General features: G+C 70.2%; 30 protein-coding genes. 11 read left to right on the plus strand and 19 right to left on the minus strand.

Features of this window, described 5'->3' with window-relative positions:
• Positions 1-91: 91 nt before the first annotated feature.
• The 9 genes from AP234_RS01395 to AP234_RS01435 all read right to left on the minus strand — a co-directional run bounded on the left by AP234_RS01395 (position 92) and on the right by AP234_RS01435 (position 9,096).
• Entirely contained in the window at positions 92-841 is a 750-nt protein-coding gene (locus AP234_RS01395) for a 3-hydroxybutyrate dehydrogenase (protein ID WP_055477667.1), read from the minus strand.
• Positions 842-949: 108 nt separating this feature from the next.
• Positions 950-1,999, minus strand: a complete 1,050-nt coding sequence (locus tag AP234_RS01400) for an alpha/beta fold hydrolase (RefSeq protein WP_055477668.1) — start codon at positions 1,997-1,999, stop codon at positions 950-952.
• Positions 1,996-2,655, minus strand: coding sequence for a TetR/AcrR family transcriptional regulator (locus tag AP234_RS01405; protein WP_055477669.1), 660 nt, complete (start codon positions 2,653-2,655; stop codon positions 1,996-1,998). Before AP234_RS01405 ends, AP234_RS01400 begins: the two co-directional genes overlap by 4 nt.
• On the minus strand, positions 2,652-4,217 hold the full coding sequence (locus AP234_RS01410; RefSeq protein ID WP_055477670.1) for an AMP-binding protein: 1,566 nt from the start codon (positions 4,215-4,217) through the stop codon (positions 2,652-2,654). The genes AP234_RS01405 and AP234_RS01410 overlap by 4 nt, the downstream gene beginning before the upstream one ends.
• The gene (locus tag AP234_RS01415; protein WP_055477671.1) at positions 4,214-5,338 is read right to left on the minus strand and encodes a branched-chain amino acid ABC transporter permease; all 1,125 of its coding nucleotides are present in this window, start codon (positions 5,336-5,338) and stop codon (positions 4,214-4,216) included. Before AP234_RS01415 ends, AP234_RS01410 begins: the two co-directional genes overlap by 4 nt.
• Entirely contained in the window at positions 5,335-6,210 is an 876-nt protein-coding gene (locus tag AP234_RS01420; RefSeq protein ID WP_055477672.1) for a branched-chain amino acid ABC transporter permease, read from the minus strand. The genes AP234_RS01415 and AP234_RS01420 overlap by 4 nt, the downstream gene beginning before the upstream one ends.
• Positions 6,207-7,061 carry an ABC transporter ATP-binding protein gene (locus AP234_RS01425; protein WP_083501667.1) on the minus strand — a complete coding sequence of 285 codons (855 nt, stop codon included), beginning with the start codon at positions 7,059-7,061 and terminating at the stop codon, positions 6,207-6,209. Before AP234_RS01425 ends, AP234_RS01420 begins: the two co-directional genes overlap by 4 nt.
• Positions 7,058-7,900 carry an ABC transporter ATP-binding protein gene (locus AP234_RS01430; protein ID WP_200926183.1) on the minus strand — a complete coding sequence of 281 codons (843 nt, stop codon included), beginning with the start codon at positions 7,898-7,900 and terminating at the stop codon, positions 7,058-7,060. Before AP234_RS01430 ends, AP234_RS01425 begins: the two co-directional genes overlap by 4 nt.
• Positions 7,897-9,096 (minus strand): substrate-binding domain-containing protein, encoded by a 1,200-nt coding sequence (locus tag AP234_RS01435; protein ID WP_055477673.1) that lies wholly within the window; start codon positions 9,094-9,096, stop codon positions 7,897-7,899. The genes AP234_RS01430 and AP234_RS01435 overlap by 4 nt, the downstream gene beginning before the upstream one ends.
• Positions 9,097-9,383: 287 nt before the next feature.
• On the opposite strand from AP234_RS01435, the gene AP234_RS01440 reads away from it, so the two are divergent.
• The 3 genes from AP234_RS01440 (at position 9,384) to AP234_RS01450 (ending at position 12,350) form a co-directional block, all read left to right on the plus strand.
• A complete protein-coding gene (locus tag AP234_RS01440) occupies positions 9,384-10,745 on the plus strand; it encodes an extracellular catalytic domain type 1 short-chain-length polyhydroxyalkanoate depolymerase (RefSeq protein ID WP_200926184.1) in 1,362 nt (453 codons plus the stop codon).
• A 37-nt stretch (positions 10,746-10,782) separates the two neighbouring features.
• Positions 10,783-11,043: a hypothetical protein gene (locus AP234_RS01445; protein WP_055477674.1), complete on the plus strand. Its 261-nt coding sequence runs from the start codon at positions 10,783-10,785 to the stop codon at positions 11,041-11,043.
• A gap of 68 nt (positions 11,044-11,111) precedes the next feature.
• Positions 11,112-12,350 carry a helix-turn-helix domain-containing protein gene (locus AP234_RS01450; RefSeq protein WP_055477675.1) on the plus strand — a complete coding sequence of 413 codons (1,239 nt, stop codon included), beginning with the start codon at positions 11,112-11,114 and terminating at the stop codon, positions 12,348-12,350.
• Between the two features lie 161 nt (positions 12,351-12,511).
• Here AP234_RS01450 and AP234_RS01455 read toward each other — a convergent pair whose 3' ends face one another.
• A complete protein-coding gene (locus AP234_RS01455; protein ID WP_063842728.1) occupies positions 12,512-12,745 on the minus strand; it encodes a winged helix-turn-helix domain-containing protein in 234 nt (77 codons plus the stop codon).
• Between the two features lie 166 nt (positions 12,746-12,911).
• On the opposite strand from AP234_RS01455, the gene AP234_RS01460 reads away from it, so the two are divergent.
• The 5 genes from AP234_RS01460 (at position 12,912) to AP234_RS01480 (ending at position 16,737) form a co-directional block, all read left to right on the plus strand.
• Positions 12,912-13,130, plus strand: a complete 219-nt coding sequence (locus AP234_RS01460; RefSeq protein ID WP_055477676.1) for a hypothetical protein — start codon at positions 12,912-12,914, stop codon at positions 13,128-13,130.
• A gap of 313 nt (positions 13,131-13,443) precedes the next feature.
• On the plus strand, positions 13,444-14,238 hold the full coding sequence (locus AP234_RS01465) for a hypothetical protein (RefSeq protein ID WP_063842762.1): 795 nt from the start codon (positions 13,444-13,446) through the stop codon (positions 14,236-14,238).
• On the plus strand, positions 14,195-15,652 hold the full coding sequence (locus tag AP234_RS01470) for a B12-binding domain-containing radical SAM protein (RefSeq protein ID WP_055477677.1): 1,458 nt from the start codon (positions 14,195-14,197) through the stop codon (positions 15,650-15,652). Before AP234_RS01465 ends, AP234_RS01470 begins: the two co-directional genes overlap by 44 nt.
• Complete coding sequence (tmk, locus tag AP234_RS01475) at positions 15,652-16,266, plus strand: dTMP kinase (RefSeq protein WP_055477678.1); 615 nt, start codon at positions 15,652-15,654, stop codon at positions 16,264-16,266. The genes AP234_RS01470 and tmk overlap by 1 nt, the downstream gene beginning before the upstream one ends.
• A 12-nt stretch (positions 16,267-16,278) precedes the next feature.
• On the plus strand, positions 16,279-16,737 hold the full coding sequence (locus AP234_RS01480; RefSeq protein ID WP_055477679.1) for an NUDIX domain-containing protein: 459 nt from the start codon (positions 16,279-16,281) through the stop codon (positions 16,735-16,737).
• A gap of 195 nt (positions 16,738-16,932) precedes the next feature.
• Here AP234_RS01480 and AP234_RS36980 read toward each other — a convergent pair whose 3' ends face one another.
• The 4 genes from AP234_RS36980 to AP234_RS01495 form a co-directional block, all read right to left on the minus strand.
• The gene (locus AP234_RS36980; RefSeq protein ID WP_160330358.1) at positions 16,933-17,070 is read right to left on the minus strand and encodes a hypothetical protein; all 138 of its coding nucleotides are present in this window, start codon (positions 17,068-17,070) and stop codon (positions 16,933-16,935) included.
• Positions 17,067-18,326 carry an MDR family MFS transporter gene (locus AP234_RS01485; RefSeq protein WP_235557899.1) on the minus strand — a complete coding sequence of 420 codons (1,260 nt, stop codon included), beginning with the start codon at positions 18,324-18,326 and terminating at the stop codon, positions 17,067-17,069. The genes AP234_RS36980 and AP234_RS01485 overlap by 4 nt, the downstream gene beginning before the upstream one ends.
• Positions 18,323-19,411: a PLP-dependent cysteine synthase family protein gene (locus tag AP234_RS01490; protein WP_083501669.1), complete on the minus strand. Its 1,089-nt coding sequence runs from the start codon at positions 19,409-19,411 to the stop codon at positions 18,323-18,325. The genes AP234_RS01485 and AP234_RS01490 overlap by 4 nt, the downstream gene beginning before the upstream one ends.
• Positions 19,412-19,509: 98 nt before the next feature.
• A complete protein-coding gene (locus AP234_RS01495; protein WP_152990185.1) occupies positions 19,510-19,806 on the minus strand; it encodes a hypothetical protein in 297 nt (98 codons plus the stop codon).
• A 13-nt stretch (positions 19,807-19,819) separates the two neighbouring features.
• On the opposite strand from AP234_RS01495, the gene AP234_RS35820 reads away from it, so the two are divergent.
• Positions 19,820-20,050 carry a hypothetical protein gene (locus tag AP234_RS35820; RefSeq protein ID WP_152990186.1) on the plus strand — a complete coding sequence of 77 codons (231 nt, stop codon included), beginning with the start codon at positions 19,820-19,822 and terminating at the stop codon, positions 20,048-20,050.
• A 56-nt stretch (positions 20,051-20,106) separates the two neighbouring features.
• On the opposite strand, the gene AP234_RS01500 is transcribed toward AP234_RS35820, so the two are convergent.
• Both AP234_RS01500 and AP234_RS01505 read right to left on the minus strand, forming a co-directional pair.
• Positions 20,107-20,730, minus strand: coding sequence for a vitamin K epoxide reductase family protein (locus AP234_RS01500; RefSeq protein ID WP_083501670.1), 624 nt, complete (start codon positions 20,728-20,730; stop codon positions 20,107-20,109).
• Entirely contained in the window at positions 20,711-21,325 is a 615-nt protein-coding gene (locus AP234_RS01505) for a thioredoxin domain-containing protein (protein ID WP_200926185.1), read from the minus strand. Before AP234_RS01505 ends, AP234_RS01500 begins: the two co-directional genes overlap by 20 nt.
• A 595-nt stretch (positions 21,326-21,920) precedes the next feature.
• Here AP234_RS01505 and AP234_RS01510 point away from each other — a divergent pair.
• Complete coding sequence (locus AP234_RS01510) at positions 21,921-23,072, plus strand: cytochrome P450 (protein WP_268778009.1); 1,152 nt, start codon at positions 21,921-21,923, stop codon at positions 23,070-23,072.
• Between the two features lie 119 nt (positions 23,073-23,191).
• Here AP234_RS01510 and AP234_RS01515 read toward each other — a convergent pair whose 3' ends face one another.
• A complete protein-coding gene (locus AP234_RS01515; protein ID WP_055477684.1) occupies positions 23,192-24,139 on the minus strand; it encodes a M56 family metallopeptidase in 948 nt (315 codons plus the stop codon).
• Positions 24,136-24,495 (minus strand): BlaI/MecI/CopY family transcriptional regulator, encoded by a 360-nt coding sequence (locus AP234_RS01520; protein ID WP_055477685.1) that lies wholly within the window; start codon positions 24,493-24,495, stop codon positions 24,136-24,138. Before AP234_RS01520 ends, AP234_RS01515 begins: the two co-directional genes overlap by 4 nt.
• A gap of 202 nt (positions 24,496-24,697) precedes the next feature.
• Here AP234_RS01520 and AP234_RS36985 point away from each other — a divergent pair, with 202 nt between their 5' ends.
• Positions 24,698-24,874, plus strand: a complete 177-nt coding sequence (locus AP234_RS36985) for a hypothetical protein (RefSeq protein WP_160330359.1) — start codon at positions 24,698-24,700, stop codon at positions 24,872-24,874.
• A 60-nt stretch (positions 24,875-24,934) separates the two neighbouring features.
• On the opposite strand, the gene AP234_RS01525 is transcribed toward AP234_RS36985, so the two are convergent.
• Positions 24,935-25,714 carry an aminotransferase class IV family protein gene (locus AP234_RS01525; RefSeq protein ID WP_055477686.1) on the minus strand — a complete coding sequence of 260 codons (780 nt, stop codon included), beginning with the start codon at positions 25,712-25,714 and terminating at the stop codon, positions 24,935-24,937.
• Positions 25,715-25,867: the final 153 nt, after the last annotated feature.

Here is a 25,867-nt window from a genome sequence, read left to right on the forward strand (position 1 = left end):
CAGCGGCCGAACCCGCCCACGGCCGGCGACGCCTCGTCGGGGATGTCGGCAGCCGCCTCGGCGGCCGAGGCCACCATCTTGTCCGGCCCGGTCATCTCGCGCTCCATCCGCCGTCCATCGTCCACGAGGCACCGGACACCATGGCGCCGTCCGGGCCGGTGAGCCACCCCACGAGGGATGCCACCTCGGCCGGTTCCACGAGCCGCTTGACCGCCGATTCCTTGAGCATCACCCGCGAGACCACCTCGTCCTCGGCGATCCCGTGCACCTTCGCCTGATCGGCGATCTGCTTCTCGACGAGCGGGGTACGGACGTATCCCGGGTTGATGCACACGCTGGTGACGCCATGGGCGCCGCCTTCCAGCGCCGTCACCTTCGACAGACCCTCCAGCCCGTGCTTCGCCGAGACGTACGCGGACTTGAACGGGGACGCGACCAGCCCGTGCACCGAGGAGATGTTGACCACGCGCCCCCATCCCCTGGCGTACATTCTCGGCAGGGCAGCCCGGATCAGGAGGAACGGCGCCACGAGCATGATGGCGTGGATCGTACGGAACGCGTCCGGGTCGAACTCCTCGATCGGGCTGACGCGCTGGATCCCGGCGTTGTTCACCAGCACGTCGACGTCCAGTGTCAGGTCATCGAGCGCCTTCGTGTCGCTCAGGTCGACCACCCACGCCTCGCCGCCGATCTCGTCGGCCACCGCCTGGGCGCCGTCGGCCGAGATGTCGGCCACCGTGACGTGCGTCCCACGCGCGGCGAGCTCACGCGCCACGGCGGCACCGATGCCGCCGGCGCCGCCGGTCACCAGGGCGCGCCGGCCTTCCAGGGGCTTGCTCATCGACTTTCCTCTCTCCAGGTCGCGCTTACGACAGCAGCCCCGGCTCTCCCGGCACATCGCACGGAGACCGGCGTTGCGCCCCTTCCAGTTGCGCCCTTTCAGCCGGGCTCAGCGGGCCGCTTCCGCGATCGCTGCCACGCCCACGGGCGACATGATGATCGAGTAGTGGTTCACATCCGCCACGGTCCGCACCGTCAGAGGCTCGATCTTCTCCGCCCACCCGGCCGCCACCGCCTCCGGGTAGATCCCCCCGGGCTCCGCCATGAGCCCGCGCGGGGCGCGCAGCAGCGTCACCGGGCCGAACGCGCCTGCGGCGAGCGCATCCAGGGCCGCGACGAGGTCGCCGCCGTTGGTCATGTCCACGGAGTCGCCCACCACGGCGTCCGGCGAAGTCGCCGGCCGGAACCCGGCCACTCCGGTGGACTCGCCCGGTCCGGTGGCCCTGGCGTCGTCGGTGCCCACCTCGTCGAGGTCGTAGTCCACGTACCGCTCGATCGTGGGGGTCCAGTCGGCGAAGGCGGGGTGCGCCCGCCAGAACTCGCGGTACGCCTCGCGCGAGGCGTACACCTTCGACAGGCGCTCCACCGCCGGCCCGAGCAGCGCCGCCAGCAGCTCCTCGACCGTCGCGTCCTCGGGCACCCCGGGCACGGGCGGCAGCGGCAGCCCGCCGTCGACCAGGACCAGGCGCTCCACCAGGTCCGGGTGCCGGTGCGCCAGCACGAGTCCCACGAACCCGCCCATGGAGTGCCCGACGACGGTCACGCGACCCGGACGCGGGACGCCGTCGGACACGGCCGTCCCCTCCCCTCCGGCGCCGGTTCCTGTGCACAGGGCCCGGACGACCGCAGCCAGGTCGTCGGCGTGCCTGGCCATCCCGTACGGCCCGCCGAGCCCGTTCGATCGTCCGCGTCCGCGCAGGTCGGGCGCGATCACGCGGCGGCCGGGCAGCGCCGCGACGACGTCGGGCCACGCCATGTGCGAGGCGGTGATGCCGTGCACCGCCAGCACCGTGCCGCCGCTCTCGGCGGCGCCCGCGCCGCCGTCGGGCTCCCACACCCCGACCCGCAGCGTTCCGCCGTCGACCGCGACGTCCTCGGTCCGGTAGGTGTACGGGGCCGCGGTGGCCGCCTCCGTCGTCGTGCTCCATCCCGCTGTCATCGTGTCTGCTCCCCCTGGGTTCCTCGCCGGGACTCGGGCGCGAGCGCCCGCTCGATGAACGTCATGGCCTGGTCGAACACCTCTTGCGGCACCTTCGAGGTCGGCCCACCCGGTGAGACGTCGGGTCCCCACAGGACCCAGCGCATGCCGATGATCTCCCCTATGCCCATCAGCGCCCACGCGGCGACCTCCGGGTCGATGTCGCCGATCTCGCCGGCCGCCTGCGCCCGGGCGAGGCCTTCCTGGTAGCCCTCCACGATCCGCGTGTAGTGCATCCGGAGCGCGCCCGGCGAGACGAACTCCGCCTGCCGCACGATCCGGTACAGCGCCGGGTGCTCGGCGGTGAACCTGAAGAACGCGGCGAAGCCCGCCCGCTCGGCCTCGATCCGATTCGGCGCCGCCGACGACGCCTCGATCATGGCGTGCCGGACGCGGCGGTTGAGGTCCTCGACCACCTCGTCGAACACCTCGAGCTTCGAGGAGAAGTACAGGTAGAACGTGCCCTGCCCGACCCCCGCCGCCTCCGTGATCCGCACGACCGAGGCGTCGTGGTAGCCGAGCTCGGCGAACTGCAGCTCGGCCGCGGCGAGGAGACGGGCGCGAGTCCGCTCGCCCTTGGTCTGCTTCCGCACGGGCGGATTGGTCTCCCCGATCATCGTGCCTCCTGTGTCGTCGTGGGTGTCGTCGGGGGCGCGGACGGCATGGCCGTCGGAAGCGCCGCCCGCACGACCTTGTTCAGGGAGGTGCGCGGCAGGTCGGGCACGAAGTCGAAGTGCCGGGGCACCTTGTAGTGCGCCAGTTCGGCGCGGCAGAACGCCGCCAGTTCCTCGGCGTCGGTGAACGTCCCCGGCCGGGCGACGACGAACGCGTGCCCCACCTCGCCCCAGCGCTCGTCGGGGACCCCGACGACGGCGGCGTCCGCCACGGCCGGGTGCCGCCGGAGCACCGCCTCGACCTCGGCCGGCGTGACGTTCTCGCCGCCCGTGATGAACACGTCCTTGAGCCGGTCCACCACGCGGTAGTAGCCGTCGGCGTCGCGCTCCACGAGGTCGCCGGTGCGCAGCCAGCCACGCGCGAAGCTCGCGGCGGTCGCGTCCGGGTCGCGGAAGTAGCCCGCGAACACGCTCGGCCCGCGCACCAGCAGCTCACCGGTGGCGGCCCCAGGCAGGTGCTCACCCGTCGCCGGGTCCGCGACGGCGACCTCGACGTGCGGGTAGGGCACGCCGGCGGAGCCGACGCGGTCGCGCGCCACGTCGTTGGGCAGGCACAGGACGTTGGGGCCTGCCTCGGTGAGGCCGTAGCCCTGGGTGAGCGCGACACCGCGGCGGTGCCAGGCGCGCAGCAGCGGCTCGGGCATCGGCGCGCCGCCCACGACGGCGTGCCTGAGTGACGACAGGTCGGCCGTGGCGAACCCGGGGTGCTCCGCCAGGAGCAGGTAGTTGGTGGGGACGCCCATCATCGTGGTCACGCGCCGGTCGGCCACGAGCCGCAGCACGCGCTCCGGCTCGAAAGTGCGCTCGAGCACCACGGTGGCCCCCGTCCACCAGGCCAGCAGAGGCTGGATGTTCCACCCGCCCACGTGGAACTGCGGTAGCACCGACAGCACGACATCGGCGCTGCTCAGCTCCACGATCCGGGACAACGACAGGTTGTTCCAGAAGCAGTTCGCGTGAGTGAGCAGCGCACCCTTCGGCGACCCGCCAGTCCCGGAGGTGAACACCAGCAGCAGCGGGTCGTCATCGCGCACCTCACGCAGCAGGGGCCGTTCCTCCAGGCCGCGCCGGGTCGGCGCGGGGACGCGCGCCTCGACGCCCCCACGCCCCAGGCCCGTACGCGACGGCGGCAGCGGCAGACGTTCGAGCGCCGCGTCCGCGAGCGCGGCGAACTCCTCCTCCACGAGCACCAGAGCCGGGTCGGACCGGTCGAGCTCGTCGGCGAGCTCGCGCGGGGACAACCGCCACGACAGCGGCGCGAGCACCAGACCCGCCTTGGCGCACGCGAAGAAGAGCACCACCTGGTCGGAACTGTTGCCCGTGACCGTGGCGATCCGGTCGCCGACCCCGTATCCGGCCTCACGCAGCCGCTCGGCCAACGCCGTCGCGCGGGCGTCGAGGTCACGGTAGGTCATGGCCACGCCCCGGTCGTCGACCGCGACCCGGTCGGGCGTCGTGATCGCGCGGTCGCGCGGCCACCGCCCGAGGGTGTGCAGATCGCTCATGCCGTGACCCTTTCCTCGACCGGCTCGGCCACGCCGGGCGCACCACCCGGCGGGGCCGCGCCGCGCCGGCGCGCGGCGAGGCGCTGGGCCGCACCCGCCAGACCGCCGGGCAGGAACAGCACCACCAGGATGAAGCACGTGCCGAGCAGGAACATCGGCTCACTGAGCGGGACCCGCAGGACGGCCGGCAGGCCGGCCACCGCCTCGGAGCTCGCGAGCGCGGTGAGCCGCTGGTCCAGGAGCGTGTAGACGACGGCTCCCACCACCGCGCCCCAGCGCGAGCCCACCCCGCCGAGAACCACCATCACCAGGAGGGCCAGGGTGAACTCGGCCGACGACGTCGCGGGCGACGCCCCGGACTGGAGCAGCAGGTACGCCATCCCGGTGAGCGTCGCGAGCGTCGCCGCCAGCACGAACACCACGAGCTTCACCGCGTAGGGGCGGCCGCCGATGATGCGCACGCGCACCTCGTTCTCCCGCACCGCGGCGGCCGTGTGGCCGGCTCGCGAGCGCTCGACCCAGAGCACCACCAGGTACGTCACGACGAGCACGGCCAGGGCGACCCAGTACAGGTTGCGCGTGTTGAGCACGCCGATCAGCCCGGCGGGGACGCCGTCGGTGTCCAGTGCGAGGCCTTCCTCGCCGCCCGTGACGCCGAACTGGTCGCGGCGGGCGAGCACGTTGCCCGCCTGCGCGAACGCGAGCGTGACCATGGCGAACGAGATGCCCGTGACCCGCAGCGAGATCGCGCCCACGCAGAGGGCGAGGACGATGCCGCCCACGAGCACCAGGGCGGCCGCGGGCAGGAGCGGGACGTCGGTACGGTCGAGCACGATCGCGAGACCGTAGATGCCCGCCGCGAAGTACAGCGCGTGCCCGAAGCTCATCAGCCCCGCCAGCCCGAACAGCAGGTGATAGCTCAGCGCCAGGGACGCCGTCAGCCAGCACAGGGCCAGGAGCTGGAGTGTGCCGGGCTCGTACGTGTAGCCGGGCAGGACACCGGGGACCGTGAGGGCGAGCAGTGGCAGGCAGCCCAGGAGCAGCACGAGGGCGAGCCCGCCGGCCGGGATCGCGGCACGGCGCGTGCGCGCACCGGTGCGTGCGCCGTCGGCGGCGTTCATGCGGTCCTCCCCATCAGGCCGGACGGGCGCACCAGCAGGACGAGCGCGAGCAGGAGCACCACGATCAGGTCGCCCGAGTTGTTCAGGTAGGAGTTGGCGAGCTGCTGCAGCACGGCGACGACGACGGACGCCACGGCCGCGCCGGTGAGCGAGCCCATGCCTCCGATCACGGTCACGATGAACGCGAAGATCAGCAGGCTGGCGCCCATGTGCGGCGACACGTAGTTCAGCGACTGCGCGGCGAGCACCCCGCCCAGCCCGGCCGCCGCACCGCCGACGGCGAACACCAGGGTGAACGCCTTGCGCACGTCGATGCCGAGCGCGGTGACCATGGAGCGGTTCTCGACACCCGCCCGGATGATCAGTCCGTACCGCGTGTATCTCAGGAACGCGACGATCCCGCCCAGGACGAGCGCGGCCGCCAGGATGTTCAGGAATGCCGTGTTCGGGATGCGCGCGCCGAGCAGTTCGGTGGTGTCCGAGAGCCACGCGTTGCCGGTGATGTTCCGGGGGTTCGGGCCCCAAATCCCCTCGAACAGCGCCACGGTCGCGAGCGACAGCCCGACCGTCACGAGCACCTGCTCGATGTGCCGGTTGTACAGCGGCCGGATCAGGCCGAGCTCGGTGAGCGCGGCGGCGGCCGCGCCCGTGAGCGCGCCGACGAGCAGGCCGAGCAGGAGCCCGCCCCAGGTCCCGGCGCCCACGGCGCCGGCCGCCGCCAGCCCGGCGAACGCGCCGAGCGTGAGGAACGAGCCGTGCGCGAAGTTCAGCACGCCCATCAGCCCGTAGATCAGGGAGAGCCCGGACGCCACGAGGAAGTAGAGGCCGCCGAGGCCGACCCCGGTGACGAGCAGCAGGATCAGGGTGCTCATTCGCCGCCCTCCGCGATCGTGGCGGCCTCGCGGACCTGGTCGTGCGCACCCTTGCCGTGGGCGGCCGCCCCGGGCACGGGCTCACCGTGCGCAGGCTCGTTCTCCGCGTGCACGCCGAGGAAGCGCTGGATCATCGCCTGATCGTCGAGCAGCTCGCGCGCGGGGCCGGTATGGACCACACAGCCGGCGTCGATCACCACGACGCGGTCGGCCAGCCGGTCGATGACCTGCAGGTTCTGCTCGACGAGCAGAATGGGGACGGTACGCGCGGCGGCGGCCAGGGCGTCCGCCACCTCGGACACGATGCGCGGCGCGAGGCCCTTGGTGGGCTCGTCCACGAGCAGGATGCGGTTCTCGTTGAGCAGGGCGCGCGCCAGCGACACCATCTGCTGCTGCCCGCCCGACAGCGTGCCCGCGCGCTGCTGCGCGCGCTGGGTGAGATCCGGGAACAGGTCGGCGACGAGTCGCTTCCTGGCCGGCGACGTCCCGTGGTCGCCGACACGTTCGGCGAGCCTCAGGTTCTCGGCCACGGTCAAGCCCGCGAAGACCTCGCGATCCTCGGGCACATAGCCGACGCCCCGGCAGACGATGCGCTCCGTGCGCTCGGCGTCCACGCGGGCGCCGTCGAGCACCACCTCGCCGGAACGCTCGATCAGGCCCATGACGGCCTTGAGGGTGGAGGTCTTGCCCACGCCGTTCCGGCCGAGGAGCGCGGTCACGCCGGTGGCCGCGACGTCGAAGGACACGTCGTGCACGACCTGCTGGCCCGCGATCCGCGCGGACAGGCCGCGCACGCTCAGGACCGGTCCGGCCTCCTGCGGCCGGTCCAGGCGCGGGGAGTGCTCGCTCATGCGGCGCTCATCCCCGCGCCCGCCTCGCCGAGGTACGCCGACTGGACGGTCTCGTCGGCCATCACCTTCGCCGGGGTGTCGCAGGTCAGCAGCTCACCGTGGTGCATGACGGCGACGCGGTCGGCCAGGCCGAGCACCACGTCCATGTGGTGCTCCACCATGAGCACGGTACGGCCGGTCCGGTTGATGGACCGGATCACCTCGACGAGCCCGGCGACGTCACCGGTCGCGACGCCGGCCATCGGCTCGTCCAGCAGCACCACCGACGACTCCATCGCCAGCAGCACCGCGATCTCGACCTTACGCTTGTCGCCGTGGGACAGGTCACCCGCGGCGACGTCGGCCCGGTGGCCGACGCCGACCGTGGCCAGGTGCTCGGCGGCCTCCCGCGACGCGGCGTCGCCGCGTCGCGGGAAGGACAGCACCGAGAGGGAGCCGCCGAGGCGGCGCTGGGTGGCGAGCCGGACGTTCTCCGCGACCGTCAGTCGCGGGAACAAGCTCGACGTCTGGAAGGTCCGGCCCAGGCCGGCGCGGGCGCGGGCCGCGATCGACGTCGCGGTCACGTCCCGCCCGTTCAGGCGCACCGTGCCGCTCGTGGGCCGATGGACGCCGCTGATCAGGTTGAACAGTGTCGTCTTGCCCGCGCCGTTCGGCCCGATCACGCCCACCAGTTCGCCGCGGGCCACCCGCAGGGACACGCCCTGCAGGATCTTCGCGCCGCCGATGGTCAGCCCGAGACCGGCCACCTCGAGCGCGGGATCCGGCACGGTGTCCGGCATGGGGCCGTCCGCCGGCATGCCCTGCGGCCCGGCGGCCGCCGGCTCGCCACCCTGTGTCATGACGAGGCGACCTCCGCCGGAGCGACGGCCTTGCCGTCGACCTTCTCGACCAGCTTGGGCGTCCAGGCGTCGCCGTCCTTGACGAGCTTGGCCTGGTACATCGGCTGGATCAGCGCGTGGTCGGAGGCACGGACCGTCGTCGGGCCCTTCGGGCCCTCGAACTCGTAGCCCTCCAGCGCGTCGACCATCGCCTCGACGTCGTCGCCGCCCTCGGCGATGGCGTGCACGATCATCTGCGCGGCCACGAAGCCGTCCGGCGTGAACAGGTCGGGCGTGCCGCCGGCCGCCTTGACGGCGTCGAGCATGATCTTCTCGGTCTCGGTGCCCGCCGCGCCCGGGAAGTAGTGGTTGAGGAACGAGACCTTCTCGGCCGCCTCGCCGTACGCACCGTAGGTGCTGACGTCGCCCAGACCCGTGACGACGGTGGTGGAGTCCAGCACTCCCTGCTGGTCCAGGCCCTGCCACATCGCGCCCGACGTCGCGCCGGCCCACGCCACGAAGACGAGGTCGGCCTTGGCGTCGAACACCTTCTTGGACGACGGGGTGAACTCGGTGGCGTCCTCCGGCACGAGCACGGAGCTCACCCTGGCGCCCTGCGCGCCGAGGACGGTCTCAACGGCCTTCAGGTTGCCCTGCCCGAACGCGTTGGCCTGCGCGTACACCAGCACGTCGGCGCCCTTCGTATCGATGAAGGAGCCAGCGGTGGCGACGTCCTGCAGGGACTGCCGGCCACTGCGGAAGGTGTAGCGGTTGATGCCCGTGATGCCGTCGACGGCGGCGGGGCCGGAGACGTACAGCACCTTGTTCTGCTCGGCCTGCTCGGCGAGCGGCAGTGCCACGCCCGAGACGACGGTGCCGCCCAGGATCTTGTAACCCTTGCCGATGAGGTCCTTGGCCGCGCTGACCGCCTTCTCGGGGTCGCCCGTGTCGTCGTGGTAGGTGATGTCGAGCTTGCGACCCTTCACGGTGCGGGTGCCGTCGGTCGCGTGGTCGATGCCCGCCTCGAAGCCGTACTTGTAGGCCTCGCCGTAGGCGGCCAGCGCTCCGGACTCCGAGTAGACGATGCCGATGTGGATCGGTGCCGCGTCGTCACCGCCGACGGGGGCGCCAGTGCCGGCGCCGTCCGGCGCGCATGCCGCCAGCGCCAGGATCGTCGCCGCAGCGGCGGCGAGCGTGAAGAACTTCCTCGACCGCATGACAGCTGCCCTTCTTCAGGTGGTCATCGCCACTGCGCATGGTCGGACGGGACTCGGCCCTGCACCAAACCTGAGAGGCGATTCAGGTTGCAGAAATGATGCGACCCGTACCGACCGCTGTCAAGATGCGCCCCCCGCCTCCGGCCGCTCTCAGCACGACCGGGCTCCGCCGCCTCGCCACACCTCGCATAGTTGACAGGTGATTCAGGTCACATTTACTGTCCGGTTCGTCGGATAGGCGGCGGGTCCGACACCCGCTCGGCACCCCACCGACGTGGAGGATCGACATGTCGTTACTGTCCCGATCGCACCGGACGGGCGCTCCGGCCCGGCTCAGCCACCGACTCGCCACGGCGCTGACCGCCGTCGGCCTGGTCCTGGCCGGCGGCGCCACCGCCTTCACGGTGGCGTCCACCGCCGCTGCCGACATCTACTGCCCGCCGCCGTTCGACACGCTGCCCGGCTGCGGCGGCGGTGGCGGCGACGACGCCCCGCCGGCGAGCGGGGCCTGGTCGTCCCGGTCAGCGGGCGGGATGACCACCCAGCTCTACGTGCCCGGCACCGCCCCGAAGCCGGGCGCCGGGCGCGCGCTCATGGTCAGCCTGCACGGGTGCGCGCAGACCTCCACGGCGCTGCGCGACGGCGGCAACTGGGCCGGGACAGCCGACGAGTACGGCATGGTCGTCGCCATCCCGGCCGCGCCGAACGGCGGCGTGCTGCTCGGCTGCTGGGACTACTACGACGGCAACCACTCCCGCACCTCGCCGAGCCGCCACGACGACAACCTGCTGCAGCTCGTCGAAGACCTGCTCTCCGACACCTCGCTCGGAATCGACCCGGACCAGGTCTACCTCTCCGGCCTCTCCTCCGGCGGCGGCGAGGCCATGGTGATGGGCTGCCTCGCGCCCGACGTCTTCGCGGGGGTCGGGATCAACGCGGGGCCGTCGGTCGGCACGTCCTCCGGCCAGATCGCCTCCGTCCAGGTGAGCCAGGCCCAGGTGACGAACACATGCCGGACCTTCTCGGGCTCCGCCTCCTCCGCCTTCGGCACCCAGCTCACGTCGGTGATCTACGGCTCGAACGACACCACCGTCGCGCCCGGGTACAACACTCTGAACGCGCAGGTCATGGCCGGGATCTACGGGGCCGGCTCGCAGTCCTCGTTCTCCCTGGCGGGGCTTGCGGGCAACAACACCTCCGGCTCGGGAACGCTGTGGTCCGACGGCGAGGGCCCGCGCGTCTCCCTGATCCAGAACACGGGCATGGGACACAACTGGCCGGCGGGAGGGGGCTCAGGCGGGGCGTACATCACGACGAACTCGATCGACTACCCCGCCTACGTGACGGGCTTCTTCTTCGAGAACAACCGGCGCGTGGACCGCAACGCAGAGCCGTCCGACCCGCCCACGGAGCAGCCGACCGACCCCCCGGCCGAGGAGCCGACCGATCCTCCGGAGCCCGGCCTGTACTGCGGCTCGGCGACCAACGCCGCCCACAAGGCCGCCGGGCGTGCCCACTCCTACGGGGTCAACCCCTACAACCCCTACTACGCCGACGTCTCCTTGGGCTACATGGGCCTGGGCGACGCCACCGTCACGACACTCAAGGAGTCGTCCAGCGGCCGGTTCGACGTCGTCACGAGCTGCTGACACGGCTCGATCGTCGGAGGTTCGGGCATTCGCTGATTTGCCGGCAAGAGCCCTGCGCGCGACCAACCTGCGGGCGATCGTCCGCGCGGCCTCCGCCGCCAAGGAGGGCGGCGACTACTCGATCAACCACATCGCCGGGATCCTCGGCATCCGCAAGCAGTCGCTGCACGAGCTGATGCGCAAGGGCCAGGCCCTCCTGGGGGCTCAGCGGGCCCGGCTCGGCGTGGTAACGCTGCACGAACGGCGCCGCCGGCTCGCCGAGGCCGGAGTCCCCGAACGGCGCAAGGCGGCTGTGTGAACCCTCGCATGCGATAGGCCCTGCGCCGTAACCTGAGACTGTCGAGATCGTCAGGAAGGTGCAGGGCCTTGAACGACGCTGCCAACGAATCCTCGGAACCGGTACTCACCCTCGGGCAGCGCATCCGCTACCTGCGCGAACGGCGCGGCATGACCCGCGAAGTCCTCGCCGGTCTCATCGGCAAGAGCGTCTCCTGGGTCAAGCAGGTCGAACACGGCAAGCTGCAGCAGCAGCCCCGCCTGCCGATCCTGCTGCAGCTCGCCGAAGCCCTGCGGGTCCGGGACCTGTCCGAGCTGACCGGGCGGCACGATCAGAGCATGCCAGTGCGGATGTTCACCGGGCCCGGGCATCCGGCCCTGGACGCCGTACGGCACGCCGTCAACGCTTCCCCGCTGCAGCCCACCGGGACCGTGCAACCGCTCGGCACGCTCCGCGCTCGCCTGGATGCCGCCTGGCGGGCCCGGCATGCCTCCCCTGACCATCGGACGGTGCTCGGGAAGGTCCTGCCCGACCTGATCCGCGATGCCCAGCTCGCCGCGACCATGCACCAGGGGGAAGACCGGCGCCGCGCCCAGGCGCTGCTCGCCGAGGTGTACGGCCTGGCGCAGATGTTCCTGGCCTATCAGCCCGCCCAGGACCTGCTGTGGCGGGTCGCGGACCGGGCGCTGCTGTCCGCGCAGGCGTCCGAGGACCCGCTCGCGCTCTCGTGCGCGGTGTGGTTCCTCGGCCAGGCGCACCGGGACGCGGGCGATCTGGAGGCCGCGCAGGAGGTCAACGAGCAGGGCATGGCGGCACTCCAGCCGCACATGGACTCCGCAGGGGTGGACCTGCGGGCCATGTGGGGCGCGCTGTCGTTCGAGCTGGCGTTCACTGCTGCCCGGCTCGGCGAGGCCGGCGAGGCGTGGCTGCACTGGGAGGAGGCCGCGCACGTCGCCGAGCGGCTACCCGCCGACTACTACCAGCCGTGGACGAGCTTCTCCCAGGTCATCATGCGCCCGCACGCGGTGACCATCGCGGTCGAACTGCACCAGGGCGGCGAGTCCGCCCGGCAGGCCGAGGGCGCGATGGCCGCGTCGATCCCGTCCCGGCCACGCCGCGGCCGCCACCTGATCGAGGTGGCGCGGGCGCACCATCTGCAGCGGGACCACGCCGCGGTCCTCGGCACGCTCGAGCTGGCCCAGCAGACGGCTCCCGAGACGATCAAATACAACGGGTACGCACGCCGTCTCATCCTGGAGATGACCGAGCTACCGAGCATGCGACGGCAGGCTCACGCGCTCGCCGACAAAATAGGGCTGCTGGCCTGACCGAAACCAAGGGGCAGGAAATCTGCCCCCGTGATCACGGGGCGTTGCCTACGGTGCGCATTATGACGCCAGCCCATTCGGGGGTTGCCTCACGTCGACCTCCGCCCGGTTCCCGATGGCGACGTGACGGTCACCCGCCTCTCCGACGAGTACGGCACGCGCTACCGAGGTGGCAGCACGAACGTCCCGAGACTGGGCACGAGTTTCACCAGCCCGAGATCCCGCAGATGCTGCAGGACGTGCCGGGCCGTGTTGTTTCCCACCCCGTACTCGCCCATGATCGCCACGATGCTCGGGACCTTGTGCCCGGGAGGCCACTCGCCACTACGGATCCGCTGTTCATAGATCTCGGCGATCTGCTCCCATTTCGGTCGGCCCGGCTCGAATTCGATCACGAGGGTGACCGTATTGGGTCCTATCAGGCCTGGGCGATCCGGGGCGTGCCTGGGCACGCATGGGCCTGCCTAGACACGCATGCACTGCACGTCACACCATAAGAACGGGCCCGCCGCGGTTTCGCGCACCAGCGACGGGCCCTTGATCAGGAGGTGGTCCTGGCCCATGGACAACGATAGAGGCACCGTCACCGTGGCGGCGATCCCCGGATGGCGGATCATGCGCAGCGACGCCGGACGCCTGTGGGCGTCCCGCGAGCAGCCGTTCCCCAAGGCGGCGGAGAAGGCCGGCGCCGCCCGCACCGTCGACGGCGACACCCCCGACGAACTCGCCACCGCAGTCGCCGCTCAGGAGGACCTCGCCCTCCAGGTCTCGGCCTCGTGAGGGCGCCCCGGCCTGGCGGGCTGCACCGGATCGGGGCCACGCCGCGCGGGGCGGCCCCGAATGCTGAGGGGCTGAACGGGGCCGCCCATCCACGCCGCCCGCCTGCCACGAGCTCCGGTAGGCGGGCGACCCCTACACATGATCAGGCGTCTTATCAACGGGCCCAGGGCACGAACGTGAGGAATACCGCAACGTGAACTGCCAAGCGTCACATTCTCCTATACCAACCTCACATGTCCCACTACCGTGTCGCGGGCGTGGCCCACCCATCGGGCGCACAGCACAGCGACGACGGCGAACTTGGAGACCACCGATGTACATACTCGACCACCCCGGCTGGGACAGCCCCGACGGAACACCCATCCGGGCCATGCGCACCCAGGCCGGAATATGGCTGATCACCGGATCGGGCGACCGGACTCTCATCACGGGATCGGGCTACGCCCCACCCGTGGACACCTACGACCCGGCCACCCTCGACCTCGCGGCCCTCCCCCGCGGACTCGGCCGCGCGCTCGACGGTCTCGGCCTGGTACGGCGGTGGCGAAACACAGACCTGTGGGACGCCATCGCTACAGCGATCATCCGGCAGGTCATCCGCGCCGGACAGGCCAAGAAGATGCACCACGCATTCCGGGCTGCGGCCGGGGCGCACGTCGCGGCCACCACACTGATCCCAGCCCCCGAGAAGGTTCTCGCCATGACCCCTGAGCAGTTCGCTGATCTGGGCATGGCGTTCAAACGCCGACCGCTACAGGCGGCGGCCGCCGCCTACCTCGACCACCACACCGAATGGGCGCAGCTGCCCGCTGACGTGCTGGTCAAGGCCCTGCAGCAGGTTCCACGCATCGGCCCGTGGACCGCGGGCGCCGCCGTCGCCGACCACACCGGCGACTACTCGCTCTACCCGTACGCCGACCTGGCCGTACGCACCTGGGCCAAGGCCGCCGACCCGGCCACCGCATGGCCCGCCGACGAGCCCGGCTTCGCCACCGCCTGGCGGCATCTGGCCAGCGCGCACCTGTCCACTCTGACCGTTCTCACCCTCGCGTGGGGAGACCACCATGCTCGAAAACCTGCCGTTAGTTCAGGGGCCCAGCCCCGCTGACCCGCTCGACCTGCTCCTCGTCAACGCCCCCTTGCGGGATTACGCCACCCGGCCCCGCGTCAACGACTACACGCTGCCCGTCCTTGGGATGGCCTACATCGCGACCTACGCCGCCGCGTGCGGCTACAACGTCGCCGTCCTGGATGCCGAAGCCCACGGCCTCCCGGTCGCCGACACCATCGCCCTGATCAACCAGGTCGGCCCCCGCTGGGCCGGGTTCAACCTGCTCGCCCCCACCTACGAGATCAGCGCCACGATCGCCACTGCTCTCGACCCTGGCATCCGCATCATGGCAGGCGGCCACCACGCCAAGGCCATGCCGGGGCGGGTCCTCACCGACCCCCGTATGGCCCGCTGTGATGCGCTCATTCTCGGCGAGGCCGAGACCCGCGTCGTCGAACTCCTCGCCGACCATCGCAACCGCTCCGACCTCCCGGCGGTGATGTGGCTCGACCCCATCCTCGGCACACCGGTGACCGGAGGTCGCCCCGGCACCGTGCACCACCTGGCACCGGACATCAACACGTTGCCGTTCGTCGACCGCGCCTACCTCTCCCAGGACCCCTACGTTGCCAGTGATGGCAGGGTTGAGGCGAACATGGTCGGCGCCCGAGGCTGCCCGTACGACTGCTCATTCTGCGGCGCGGCCGTCTCCGCCAACCCCGACGTGACGATCCGGGTCCGTGACGCGCGGAACATCCTCGAGGAGATGCACCAGCTCCGAGACCGGAACGGGGTAAGGGCGTTCCGGTTCGTCGATGACCTGTTCCTCGGCGCTCGCCGGGTCATCGACCAGATGATGACCACGTTCGCCGCCGAACGTGTCGGGGACTGGGCGACCTGGGACGCGACCGGCCGGATCAACGTGCTACACCGTGCTTCGGACACCATGTTGGACCTGCTCGCGGCGTGCGGGTTACGGGAGGTCGCGCTCGGCATCGAGTCCGGGTCCGAGCGCATGCTCTCCTACATCGACAAGCGGATCACATCCGAGATGGTGTTCAGCGTCGTCGACCGGCTCACCCGGCGTGGCATCAAGGCCAAGGGGTACTTCATCCTCGGTTTCCCCACCGAGACCAGGGCGGAGATGCAGGCAACCGTGGATCTGATCCACCGCCTGTGGGACCTCACAGACGATCGTGTTGGAACGTTCCGGGCATCCGTTTTCCAGTTCCGGCCCTACCCGGGCACCCCCGAGTGGTCCCGGCTGCTGGCCACCGGCCTCTACAGCCCCGAACAGCTCCTCAACTACACCCCCGTCAACCTCAGCGCTGACGACGAGGCGCTCCGCGACCGAGACGAGTTCAACTTCTCCTCTGGCCTGCAGTTCGGCGAGCCGACAGAGACGGAAATCCACGCGCACCTGGTCACGATCGCCCGCGAACAGCACGCCCGCACCCGAGGGAGCCGCTGATGTCCGGCTTGTTCGTCGCTCTCGACGGCCCCGGCGGCGCCGGGAAATCCACCCTCGCCCGCATGCTGGCCAACCATCTCGCCGACGCCGGCTACCCCGTGCTGGCCACCCGGGAACCCTCCGACGGGCCGCTCGGGCAGATCGCCCGCCACCAGACGGAGGGCTTCACCGGCACGGCGCTGGCCTGCCTGGTCGCCGCCGACCGCTACCACCATCTCGCGGCGGAGATTCAGCCCGCCCTCGCCGCCGGGCGACTCGTCGTGTGCGACCGCTACGTCCCATCGTCGTACGTCCTGCAGACTCGCGACGGCGTCCCGCTGGACTACGTCCGCCAGCTCAACGCGCTCGCGCTTCGGCCATGCCTGGCCGTGCTCGTCACCGCCGACCCGGCCATCCTGGAAGACCGGCTACGACAGCGGGGCGTGCACTCCCGGTTCGAGCACGACGGGTCCAGCGCCACCGAGGTCCGCCTGTACGACGGCCTGGCCGACGTACTCGCCGAGGACGGGTTCCCGCTGCACCGGGTGGACACCAGTGACGTTTCACCGCAAGTCGCCGTTCAGTCCATTACCCACCGTATAGCTGGGCTATGGTCACGCCAGCGACGGCAGTAACAGGAGGCGCACATGCGGCAGCGGTATCAGGTCACCGTCGATGTCCACGTGATCCTTGAGCACGCCGGCCAGATCCTGCTGTGCCTCCGCCAGGGCACCGGGTACGCCGACGGCCTGTACTGCCTGCCATCCGGGCACCTCGAAGCAGGCGAAACCGTCGTCGAGTGCGCGATCCGCGAAGCCCGCGAGGAGATCGGCGTGACGATCGACCCGGCCGACCTCCGCCCGGCCACCGTCGTCCACCACCTGTCTCCCGAGGGCCAGCCCAGGCTGGGCGTGTTCTTCACAGCCACCCGATGGGAGGGTAAGCCGTACAACGCCGAACCGGGCAAGTGCGGCGGCCTGACGTGGGCACCGATCGGCGACCTGCCGGACAACACCGTGCCGTACACCGCGGCCGGGATTGAGCTGTACCGGTCCCAGGTCGGTATCGGGCTCCACGGCTGGCCCGAGCTCGCCGGCGCCCGATAGAGCGGTCGCCGCGCGGCCCCGTCCACTATCTGGGGGCGGGGCCGCCGACGTTTACCACTCCCGCAAGGAAATCAGGGTCGATCTGCTTGCGGGACCTGTTCGTCGCCATCGTGAACTTCCTGCAGGTGCCGGTCCCACCAAGTCGCCAGCGACCTGGGCGCTGCTCGGTGTACCAGTCGCCGTCGGGAAGCGTGACTACAGCATCTCGGCGAACACTGGCAGGACCAGGGCGCAGTTGCTTGCCGACCTCAGCCAGCCCGCCTCGGCCAGGAACCTCGCACTGCGCTTCCGCCTCTCGGAGTCGGGCTCGAACCAGCATCTGATCTTGATCATTTCTCGCCGCCTACGCCGGTGTACGCGATCTGCCTGGCTCGGAGTCGTCCGGCCCGGTCGATCCCTCGTATGGTCAGCGCCGAGCCGAGCCCTGCGATCACGAGCAGGAGCCAGGGCAGTCCCGGTACGCCATGGGCCCTGCCCAGGTCCATCGCCCAGCCGCTGGCCAGGTTGCCCAGGAGGATCCCGACGCCGGAGAAGGCGTTGTAGAGGCCGTAGTAGGTGCCGGTCAGCTCCTGTCGTCCCAGCGTGGAGATCATGGCCATCTCGAACGGGAAGACCAGCATCCCCCCGGCCGTGAGGATCAGGGCGGTGACCAATGCGGGTGCGATCGCCGCCGCCGTGCCGTACGGCTCAAGCGGGACCTGGGTGGAGAGCAGCACGGGCAGGAAGGCCACACCCATCACGGCGAGGCCGCGTGCGATGGCCTGCTCGGGCCGCCACCTGGCTTTGGCGAAGGCGGTCAGGCGGACCTGGCCGATCACGGCCAGCAGCGCGGTGAGGGTGTACATCACCGCGATCGGGGCCTGCCCGTGGCCGAGCCGGTGCAGCTCCAGCGGGAGCGCCAGGTAGACCTGGTAGGACAGGGCGTAGGAGACGAACATCGCGGCCGAGAAGGTCACGAACGGCCGGTTGGCCGCGACCTCTTTCCAGTCGGTGAGCACGGGGCGTGTCGAGTTGGCGGCCGTGCCATGGCGTTCGGGCAGCCGACGGGCCTGTAGCACGGTCAGCGCGGCGAAGACCCCGGCGGCGGCGAAGCAGGTGAGCCGGAAGTCGAGTGAGACCAGCAGGACGCCGGCCAGCGGCCCGGCGAGGATGCCCGCCTGGTAGAAGACGTTGAACAGGGCGAACGCCTCGACCTTCCGCTCCGCGGCCTCCACGGAGATGTAGGCGCGCACCGCCGGGTTGAACAGGGCCCCGGCGAGTCCGGTCAGCACCGAGGCGACGACGAGTGCGGGAACGGAGCCGGAGACGGCGAACAGGGCGAATCCGATCGTGCGCAGGCCGCATCCGGCCATGATCAGCCGCTTGTAGCCGTACCGGTCGCACAGCGTGCCGCCGACGAGGAACATGCCCTGCTGGCTGAGGTTGCGCAGGCCGAGCAGCAGCCCGGTCAGCCACACGGCCAGGCCCAGCCGTCCCGACAGGTGGTCGGCGAGATAGGGCACGAGCATGTAGAAGCCGACGTTGATGCCGAACTGGTTGACCATGAGGAGCCGTACGGCAGGGCTGAACGAGCCGAAGGCGGCGTTCACGCCGTCGCCCCGATCGGGTCGATCACCGCAGTGCATCTCGTCCAGCGGGTGACCTCCCGCTCGGCGGGATGACAGATCTCGTCGGGGTGCTCGGCCGGGGCCGCCTCCAGCAGGTGGTTGGCCATGCAGTAGTCGTCGTCGAAGACGGTGTTCCAGTAGCGCCATGGTCCGTCGGGAAAGATCGCCACGATCGCGGTCCCCGGGGGGCTCGTTCTGGCCGCCCAGTCTGCGACCAGCGCGACCGCGCCGGTGCTCCAGCCGCCGGAGACGTAGTGGCGGGCTGCGAGGGTACGGCAGGTGTGCACCGCCTCCGCGGGGTTGACCCAGTGGACTTCGGAGAACGCTCGATAGTCCACGTTGCGGGGGTGGATGCTGCTGCCCAGCCCGCGCATGAGCCGGGGCCGGGCCGGCTGTCCGAAGATCGTGGAGCCGATGGTGTCGACGCCGATCAGTTTGAGGTCGGGAAATGTCTGTCGCAGGGCTCGGAAGATGCCCGCGCTGTGTCCGCCGGTGCCCACGGAGCAGACCAGGGTGTCGACCCAGGGCACCTGTGTCACGAGTTCGGCGGCCAGCGTCGCGTAGGCCGCGACGTTGTCGGGGTTGTTGTACTGGTCGGGGCAGTAGGCGTCGGGAAGGTCGGCCATCAGGTCCCGGACCCGTTCTTTGCGTGCCTGTTGCCAGCCGCCGATCGGGTGGGGCGCCGTCACGATCTCCAGGCGTGCGCCGTAGGCGCGCAGCAGCCGCGCCATGATCGGCTCCAGGCCGGGATCGGCGACCAGGGTGACGGGGTGGCCGTAGACGATCCCGGCCAGGGCCAGGCCGAGCCCGAGCGTGCCGCTGGTGGACTCGACGATCGCGCCACCCGGCAGGAGCTGTCCGCGGCGGCGTGCGCAGCGCACCATGTGAAGGGCCGGCCGGTCCTTGATCCCGCCGGGGTTGAATCCTTCGAGTTTCGCCCAGAAGCCGCTTTCCTGGGATTTCACCGGGATCCACGTGACGGGCGTGCTCCCGACGCGGGGGATGGTCTGAATCGGCGCCGGAATCCCCGCGAACGAGGGCAGCATGGAATGCAGAGTTGTGTTCATTGATATAACCCACCAAAGGTCGACGGCACGTCTGTCGAAGTGCCGTACGGTCGCTTTCGTCGACGTTCACTCGGCTCCGGGCCGAGCAAATTGCGGGGTTATATGCGCAGCACACACAGCTTGTACGGCTCCGCCCGATAAGGGATGCGGAAGTCAGCGTGTCGCGGGGGCGGGCCGCAACCGGGCGGCCGCTCCACGGCGCGTACGTCCAGGGTCACCTTGAGATGGAGCGGGTCTTGGCCGTCCAGGGTGCGCGTCCACAGCCTGTCGGGCCCCTGGCGGCATTCCGGATGCTGCAACGAATGATCACACCCGTCGTCGCCGACGACGACCGTGCCGGCGACGACCGTGCCCGCGGTGGCGTGGTGATGGTGGCGCAGATGGATCTGATCCATTGTGCAGCAGGAGATGACGCGCAGAAAGAAGAGCCCGAGCACCAACGCGATCACGATCGTCGGCCTGCTCTTCCGCACGCGCGTCAAGGAACGCGGTGGCATCGCCACCCCACCCGAAGTTTCCCCGTCGCACATCGCCGATATTGTGCCCGGAAACATTCAGCGGCCACACGGATATCCGACACCGCGGCCCGATAATTTACCCGTTCCCGACCAAACCCGCGTCAATTGCCTTGAAAGGTAATATCGCGAAATAGCGGTTCATTTCCTGCCGCCGTGCGGCACGGCGCCGCCGCTGCCCTACACCAGCGTGCTCCAGTAGGACCAGAACCTCGCCCCGATCAGGGAGACGACCGCCAGGAACCAGACGGTCAGCACGACCGCGTGGTAGCCGGAGAGGGCTTTGACCAGCCGGTGGCGAGAGAAGTTGTGCAGCGTGACGTACAAGAAGATCGGGATGGTCACGGCCCAGACGAGCATGCAGTACGGGCAGAGAGCGCCGATCACGTAGAGGCTCTGGTAGATCAGCCAGTGGACGAAAACCACACCGAACGTGGCGCCTGCCTGCAGTCCCAGCCAGAACCAGCGGCGGAAGCGCGCCCCGGCCAAGAGGGCGGCGCCGATGGATGTGACGGTCGCGAACGAGGCGATGCCCAGCAGAGGATTCGGGAAGCCGAAGACCTCGGCCTGCGGCGTGGTCATCACCGAGCCACAGGAGAGGACGGGGTTGATGCTGCAGCTCGGTACGTAGGAGGGATCCTCGAGGAGCGCGATCTTCTCGATGGTGAGCACGAAAGCGGCGCTCAGTCCGATCCCGCCGCCGACCAGGAGCAGCCAGGGCAGCAACCGTGGGAAGGGCCGGCGGGAGTCGGTGAGAGCGACGTCGGGGGTGTCGGCCGGGGAGTCAGCCGGCGAGCGCAGCATCGATGGCCGCCTTGAAGTCGTCGGAAGAGGCGGGCTCGATCTTCTTGCCGTTGAGGAAGAAGGTCGGGGTGCCCTGCACGCCCAGTGCTTGACCGTCTGCTACGTCCTTCTTGATTCGGGCCAAGGTGGCGGGGTCGTCGTACGCCTTGTTCCATGCGTCCATGTTCAGGCCGAGCCCCTTGGCGTAGCCGCGGAAGACCTCGTCCGCCGGCACCTGCTTTTCTCCCCACGCCTTCTGGGTCTCGTACATGCGCTGGTACATCGCCTCGAACCTGCCCTGCTGAGCCGCCGCCTCTACTGCCCGCGCGGCGCGTTCGGCGTTGAAGTGGCTGGGTATCGGAAAGTACCTCGCGACGAAGGTGACCTTTCCGGCGTACTGCTTACGCAACTCCTCGACCACCGGGAAGTAGGCGGCACACGCCTCGCACTCGAAGTCGAGGAATTCCACGAGCGTGACCTTGCCGTCCGCGGCCTTCTGCAGGTGGTGGCTGTCCGCACGAACCAACCGGGACTCCCCTGCGGCGAGGGATGCCTCGTTCTTTCCGTCACCGACTCGGTCGACCAGGAACACGACCGCGACGGCCACGAGGAACATGCCGACCACGGTCAGCGAGGTTGCGATGTTTCTCCTGCGTGTGGCTCTACGTTCATCTTCGGCCCGCATCGCCTCGATCTTCGATCGGCGGGCTGTGGTGCGATCCTCGGCGCTTGTCACCGCACTCCCCTCGTGGTCACGGCCAGATTCATCACGACATGCCGCAGGCAGGTGGTGACCCGGGACGGCAAGGTCCCTCACGGCACCGGGACCTGTCGCAGGCCCCCGGTCGACATCGCTCGATCTGACTTCTACCTAATGTAGAAGATAGCCGGACTGCTTTGTCCCGGCGACATGGATCTCCAGGTCAACGCACTGACGTGGGGCACCCCGGGCGACCCTTGTCCGCCCGGGTCGCGGCCGGCAGTGCGGTCCGGCCGCCTCCATGGCCCGCGACGAGATGACCGAGCCCCCCGGGCAGAGATGTGTGGCAGCATTGCCTCGTACCGTAACTACGCGTCTCAATAATCCCCTTTGTCTCGCTCCGGGCACCGTCGTTGTCTCCGTGGTCGTTCGTACGAACTCGCGGGCCGGCGGGATGCCCTGCCCCCGTATGAAGGACCACCCTGCGATGGCAGACAACGAGTTCCCCCTCATGCAGTTCCTCCGAGAAGGTTTCGATCCTGTGGCGGAGCTCGGACGCATTCGATCCGAGCAGCCTGTCTTCCCGATGCGGATGCCCGATGGGTCCACCGTCTGGCTGGTGACCCGATATGACGACGTCCGGGCGGTGCTCAGCGACGCGGACCGGTTCAGCAACGACTTCGCGAACGTGATCGCCGCGGGAGCAACACAGGAAGACCCCGGCGGTCTCGGCTTCCGCGACCCGCCCGAGCACACGCGACTGCGGCGGCTGCTGACGCCGGAGTTCACCGTTCGGCGGCTGCGGCGCCTGGAAGGAAGCATCCAGAAGATCGTTAATGATCACCTGGACGCGATGGAGCAGGGTGGGCATGAAGCGGACCTGATCCCGTCGTTCGCCCTTCCCATCCCCTCGCTCGTCGTCTGCGAACTACTGGGCGTTCCGTACGGTGAGCGGGCTGATTTCCTGCGCATGAGTGCCGACAGGTTCGACTTGTCCGCCGGACCTGAGGCGTCCATCCAGGCGGTCAACGACTCGATGGTCTACCTGACCGATCTGGTCGCCAGGGAACGCGCCAACCCTGGCGACGGTCTGCTGGGCGCGCTGCTACGTGAGCATGGTGACGAGGTGAGCGATCGCGAGTTGGCCAGCCTCGCCGACGGCATGCTGACCGGCGGGCACGACACCAGCACCAGCATGCTCGCCCTCGGCACGTTGTGGCTGCTGGAGAATCCCGAGCATGCCGACCTGATCCGGAGCACCGACGACCATGTCGATCAGGTCGTGGAGGAACTCCTGCGTTACCTCACGGTGGTTCAGGTCGCCTTCCCGCGCTTCGCCCGCGAGGATCTCGTGCTGGCCGGGCAGCCCATCGCCAAGGGGCAGATGGTGCTGTGCTCGCTGACCGCCGCCAATCGCGATCCCGCCCTCGGCGCTGACATGGACCGAGCCGTCCCGGGGCGGAAGACGAGCCCTCATGTCGCCTTCGGACACGGCATCCACAGATGCATCGGAGCTCCCCTGGCGCAGATGGAGCTGCGTATCGCACTGCCGGCACTACTGCGGCGCTTCCCCCGTCTGCGTCTGGCCGTGCCGTTCGATCAGCTCGCTTTCCGGGAGATCTCCATCGTCTACGGCGTCAATTCCCTCCCCGTCGCCTGGTAGAAGAGCGCGACGGTCGCCGCCGGCACACCGCGCCGGGTGAACCGGCGCGGCGCGAATTCCCCTGCGGCGGGAGCCGGTGCATTCCAGGAGCCCGGTGCGGTCCAGCAGAGAGCGGCGGCTCAGATCCCCCAGATGGCGAGGCAGAGCAGGGGGGCGGCCAGCACTGCCAGGGGGCCGCTCAGCACCAGGGCGGATGCCAGGCAGGCCAGGACGGGCGCCCAGCGTCGCCCGCGCGTGTCAGGAGCCACAAGCCGCTCCAGTCGTTCCACCACGCCGACATCCGTCAGGGCGAGTGCGTGAGCGCCGCCCTCTCCAGTGGCCGGATCGGCCATCGTCACCAGGGCCTGTGCGAGCGCCGCCTCGCCGTGGCGGCGCCGGGCCCGGTCATCGGCGAGCATCTCGAGCAACCTTCCGACGGCCTGGTGGGCCAGGCGCGCCCACGGCAGCCAGGGGAATGCGCGAGCGCACGCGAGAAAAGGGAGCAGCAGCAGGTCGTGACGCCCCGCCGCATGGGCCCGTTCGTGTTCGACGACGGCCTTGAGCTGTCGCTCGTCAAGGACGTGCAGGGTGCCCTGGCTGAGCACCACGCGGGCGCGCCTGCCCGGCACGCAGTAGGCCACCGGACGCGGGCTGGGAAGGACATAGGCGTCATGCTCGGGGAGGTGATCGGCCACCACGTCGACCATGAGGCGCAGACGCCGCTGCCGGACGGCGACCTTCGCGGTGACGCCGAGGGTGTGGACGATCAGCCACGCGACCAGCGTGATGGACCAGGTCAACGCTATGACCTGGCCCGCTGCGAGCCCGCCCAGGTCGCGTTCTTGGAGGATCTGGCCGCCCAGGACATGCATGCCGTGCGGGAACACCACCGCCAGCGGCGCGACCGCCGCCACCAGGCCGACGCCCACGGCTCCCAGCCCACCGGCGAGCCCCATCGCCTGCCAGAACAGCAGGGCCGCGCGGGGATGCGCCGACGCCCATCGCGCACCGGCCAGACGTTCGGCCACCGTACTCCCCGTCAGCACGGGCAGCAGGGCCAGACCGGCCGCCGCCAGCCAGGCGATCACCGGATCTCCTCGTCCGGGCGGTCCTGTAGGGCCGCACGCAGCGCTTCGGCGACCGCGGGCGAGACCGTACCGACGAAGCGGCTCACAGCCGCCCCGACGTCACCGGCCTCCTCCAGGGCGGCGCGCATGGTCTCAGCGATGAAGGCGTCCTTGTCGCTGGTCGCGTAATACAGATGGGCCCGCCCGGCCCGCTCGCGCCGCACCATGCCCTTGCGGGACAACCGCACCAGCACGGTGAGGACCGTCGTGACCGCCGGACGCGAGGGAAGGGCCTCCGACAGGTCCTGGGCGAGCATCCCCTCGGGACGCCCCCACAAGGCTTCCATGATCGAACGTTCGAGATTGCCCAGCCGCACCGGAAGATCTCTCCACCCATTCAGGCCCTGGTCGAAAGCAGAAGGTTACCGGTACGCACCGCGGCGCGCGGCGGCCGGCGCAGGGAGCCGCCACCGTGCGGCAGCCTGGGAAGAGACGCCTCGTCACAGCGGTCAGGTGGTGTCTGCTTTACGGTTCAGTGACATGACGGCAAACGCTGTGCGTTTAACCCTCCTGGGACCAGTGGGGCTAGCCCGGGCCGGGGGACCGGAGCCGCCACCCGGCCCGCCCATGCTGCGGCCCGGCGTTCTGCTCGCGACGTTCGACCGTCCAATGGCGGAGGTCCTGCGCTTGGTCATCGACGGTCGGGCGTCCGGGGAGCGGGTACGGCGCCCGCACGCCGGGTGGACGGTCACCTGAGGAAGGCCGGCGTGCGGGCACCGAATTCCGCGCGATCTCGGCAGAATCGATCTTGAGGGATCAAATGCGTTCCAGGGGAATTCCCTCGTAGGCACCGCGGAGGATCTCGAAGACCGGATGGTCACCCGGCAGTTCGACGTCGTCGATCGCGATGATCGGACGGACCCCGATGGCCGAGTTCGTCGCGAACGCGGCGCGCATGCCGGAGACCTCGGCCAGATCGACCGAGGCGGTGATCATGCCACCGTGCACCTGTCGAAGCAGCCGCATGGTCACACCGGGAAGGCTGTCGCCGGCCGGCCACACGACCCGTTCACCATCGTGGAAACCGATGTTCCAGGTCGCGCCCTCGGTGACGCGCGAGGCGGCGTCCACGAACAGCGCGTCGTCGAAACCGGCCCGCTGAGCCTGGCGGCGGACGCGTAACGCACCGAACAGGCCCACGTGCTTCACCTGCGGTGAATCCCTCTGGTACGCCACGGTCCGCACCCGCATCGGCGCGGGCGGCACGGTGCCCGCCGGTCTGGTGGTGACGAGGATGTGCGGATGGGCGTCCGCGCCCGGACGACCGAGTTCGAGGGCGGGGTCGAAGACCGTGACGCGGACCACGACCGTGTCTCTCACGTCACGCAGCGCGTGACGGATGTGATCGCGGATCCGTACGGGATCCAGCTCGGCGGCGAAGACGAGCCGGCAGTCACGGACGAGGCGATCCAGGTGGTGCGACAGGCCGCGAACGTGCCCGTCGCGCACGAGCATCGTGGTGAAGTGACCGTAGTTGACCAGACCCAGGACCTGGAGAGCCGCAAGGGGCACGGGTTTCCCGTTGAGTTCCGCCATGCTTCGTCCTTAGCACGGGGGGCGGGCCGAGATCCTGACGCCGGGGATCGAACGTGCCGACCATGCGCCGGGAGCGGAGTGCTTCGTGGGCTCGCCGGACCTCGCTCATGGGGTACGCCGGGCCGGTGAGCGTCCGCAGCCGTCCCATGGTCA

Source organism: Sphaerimonospora mesophila (assembly GCF_001417795.1).
GTDB classification, from domain to species: Bacteria; Actinomycetota; Actinomycetes; order Streptosporangiales; family Streptosporangiaceae; genus Sphaerimonospora; species Sphaerimonospora mesophila.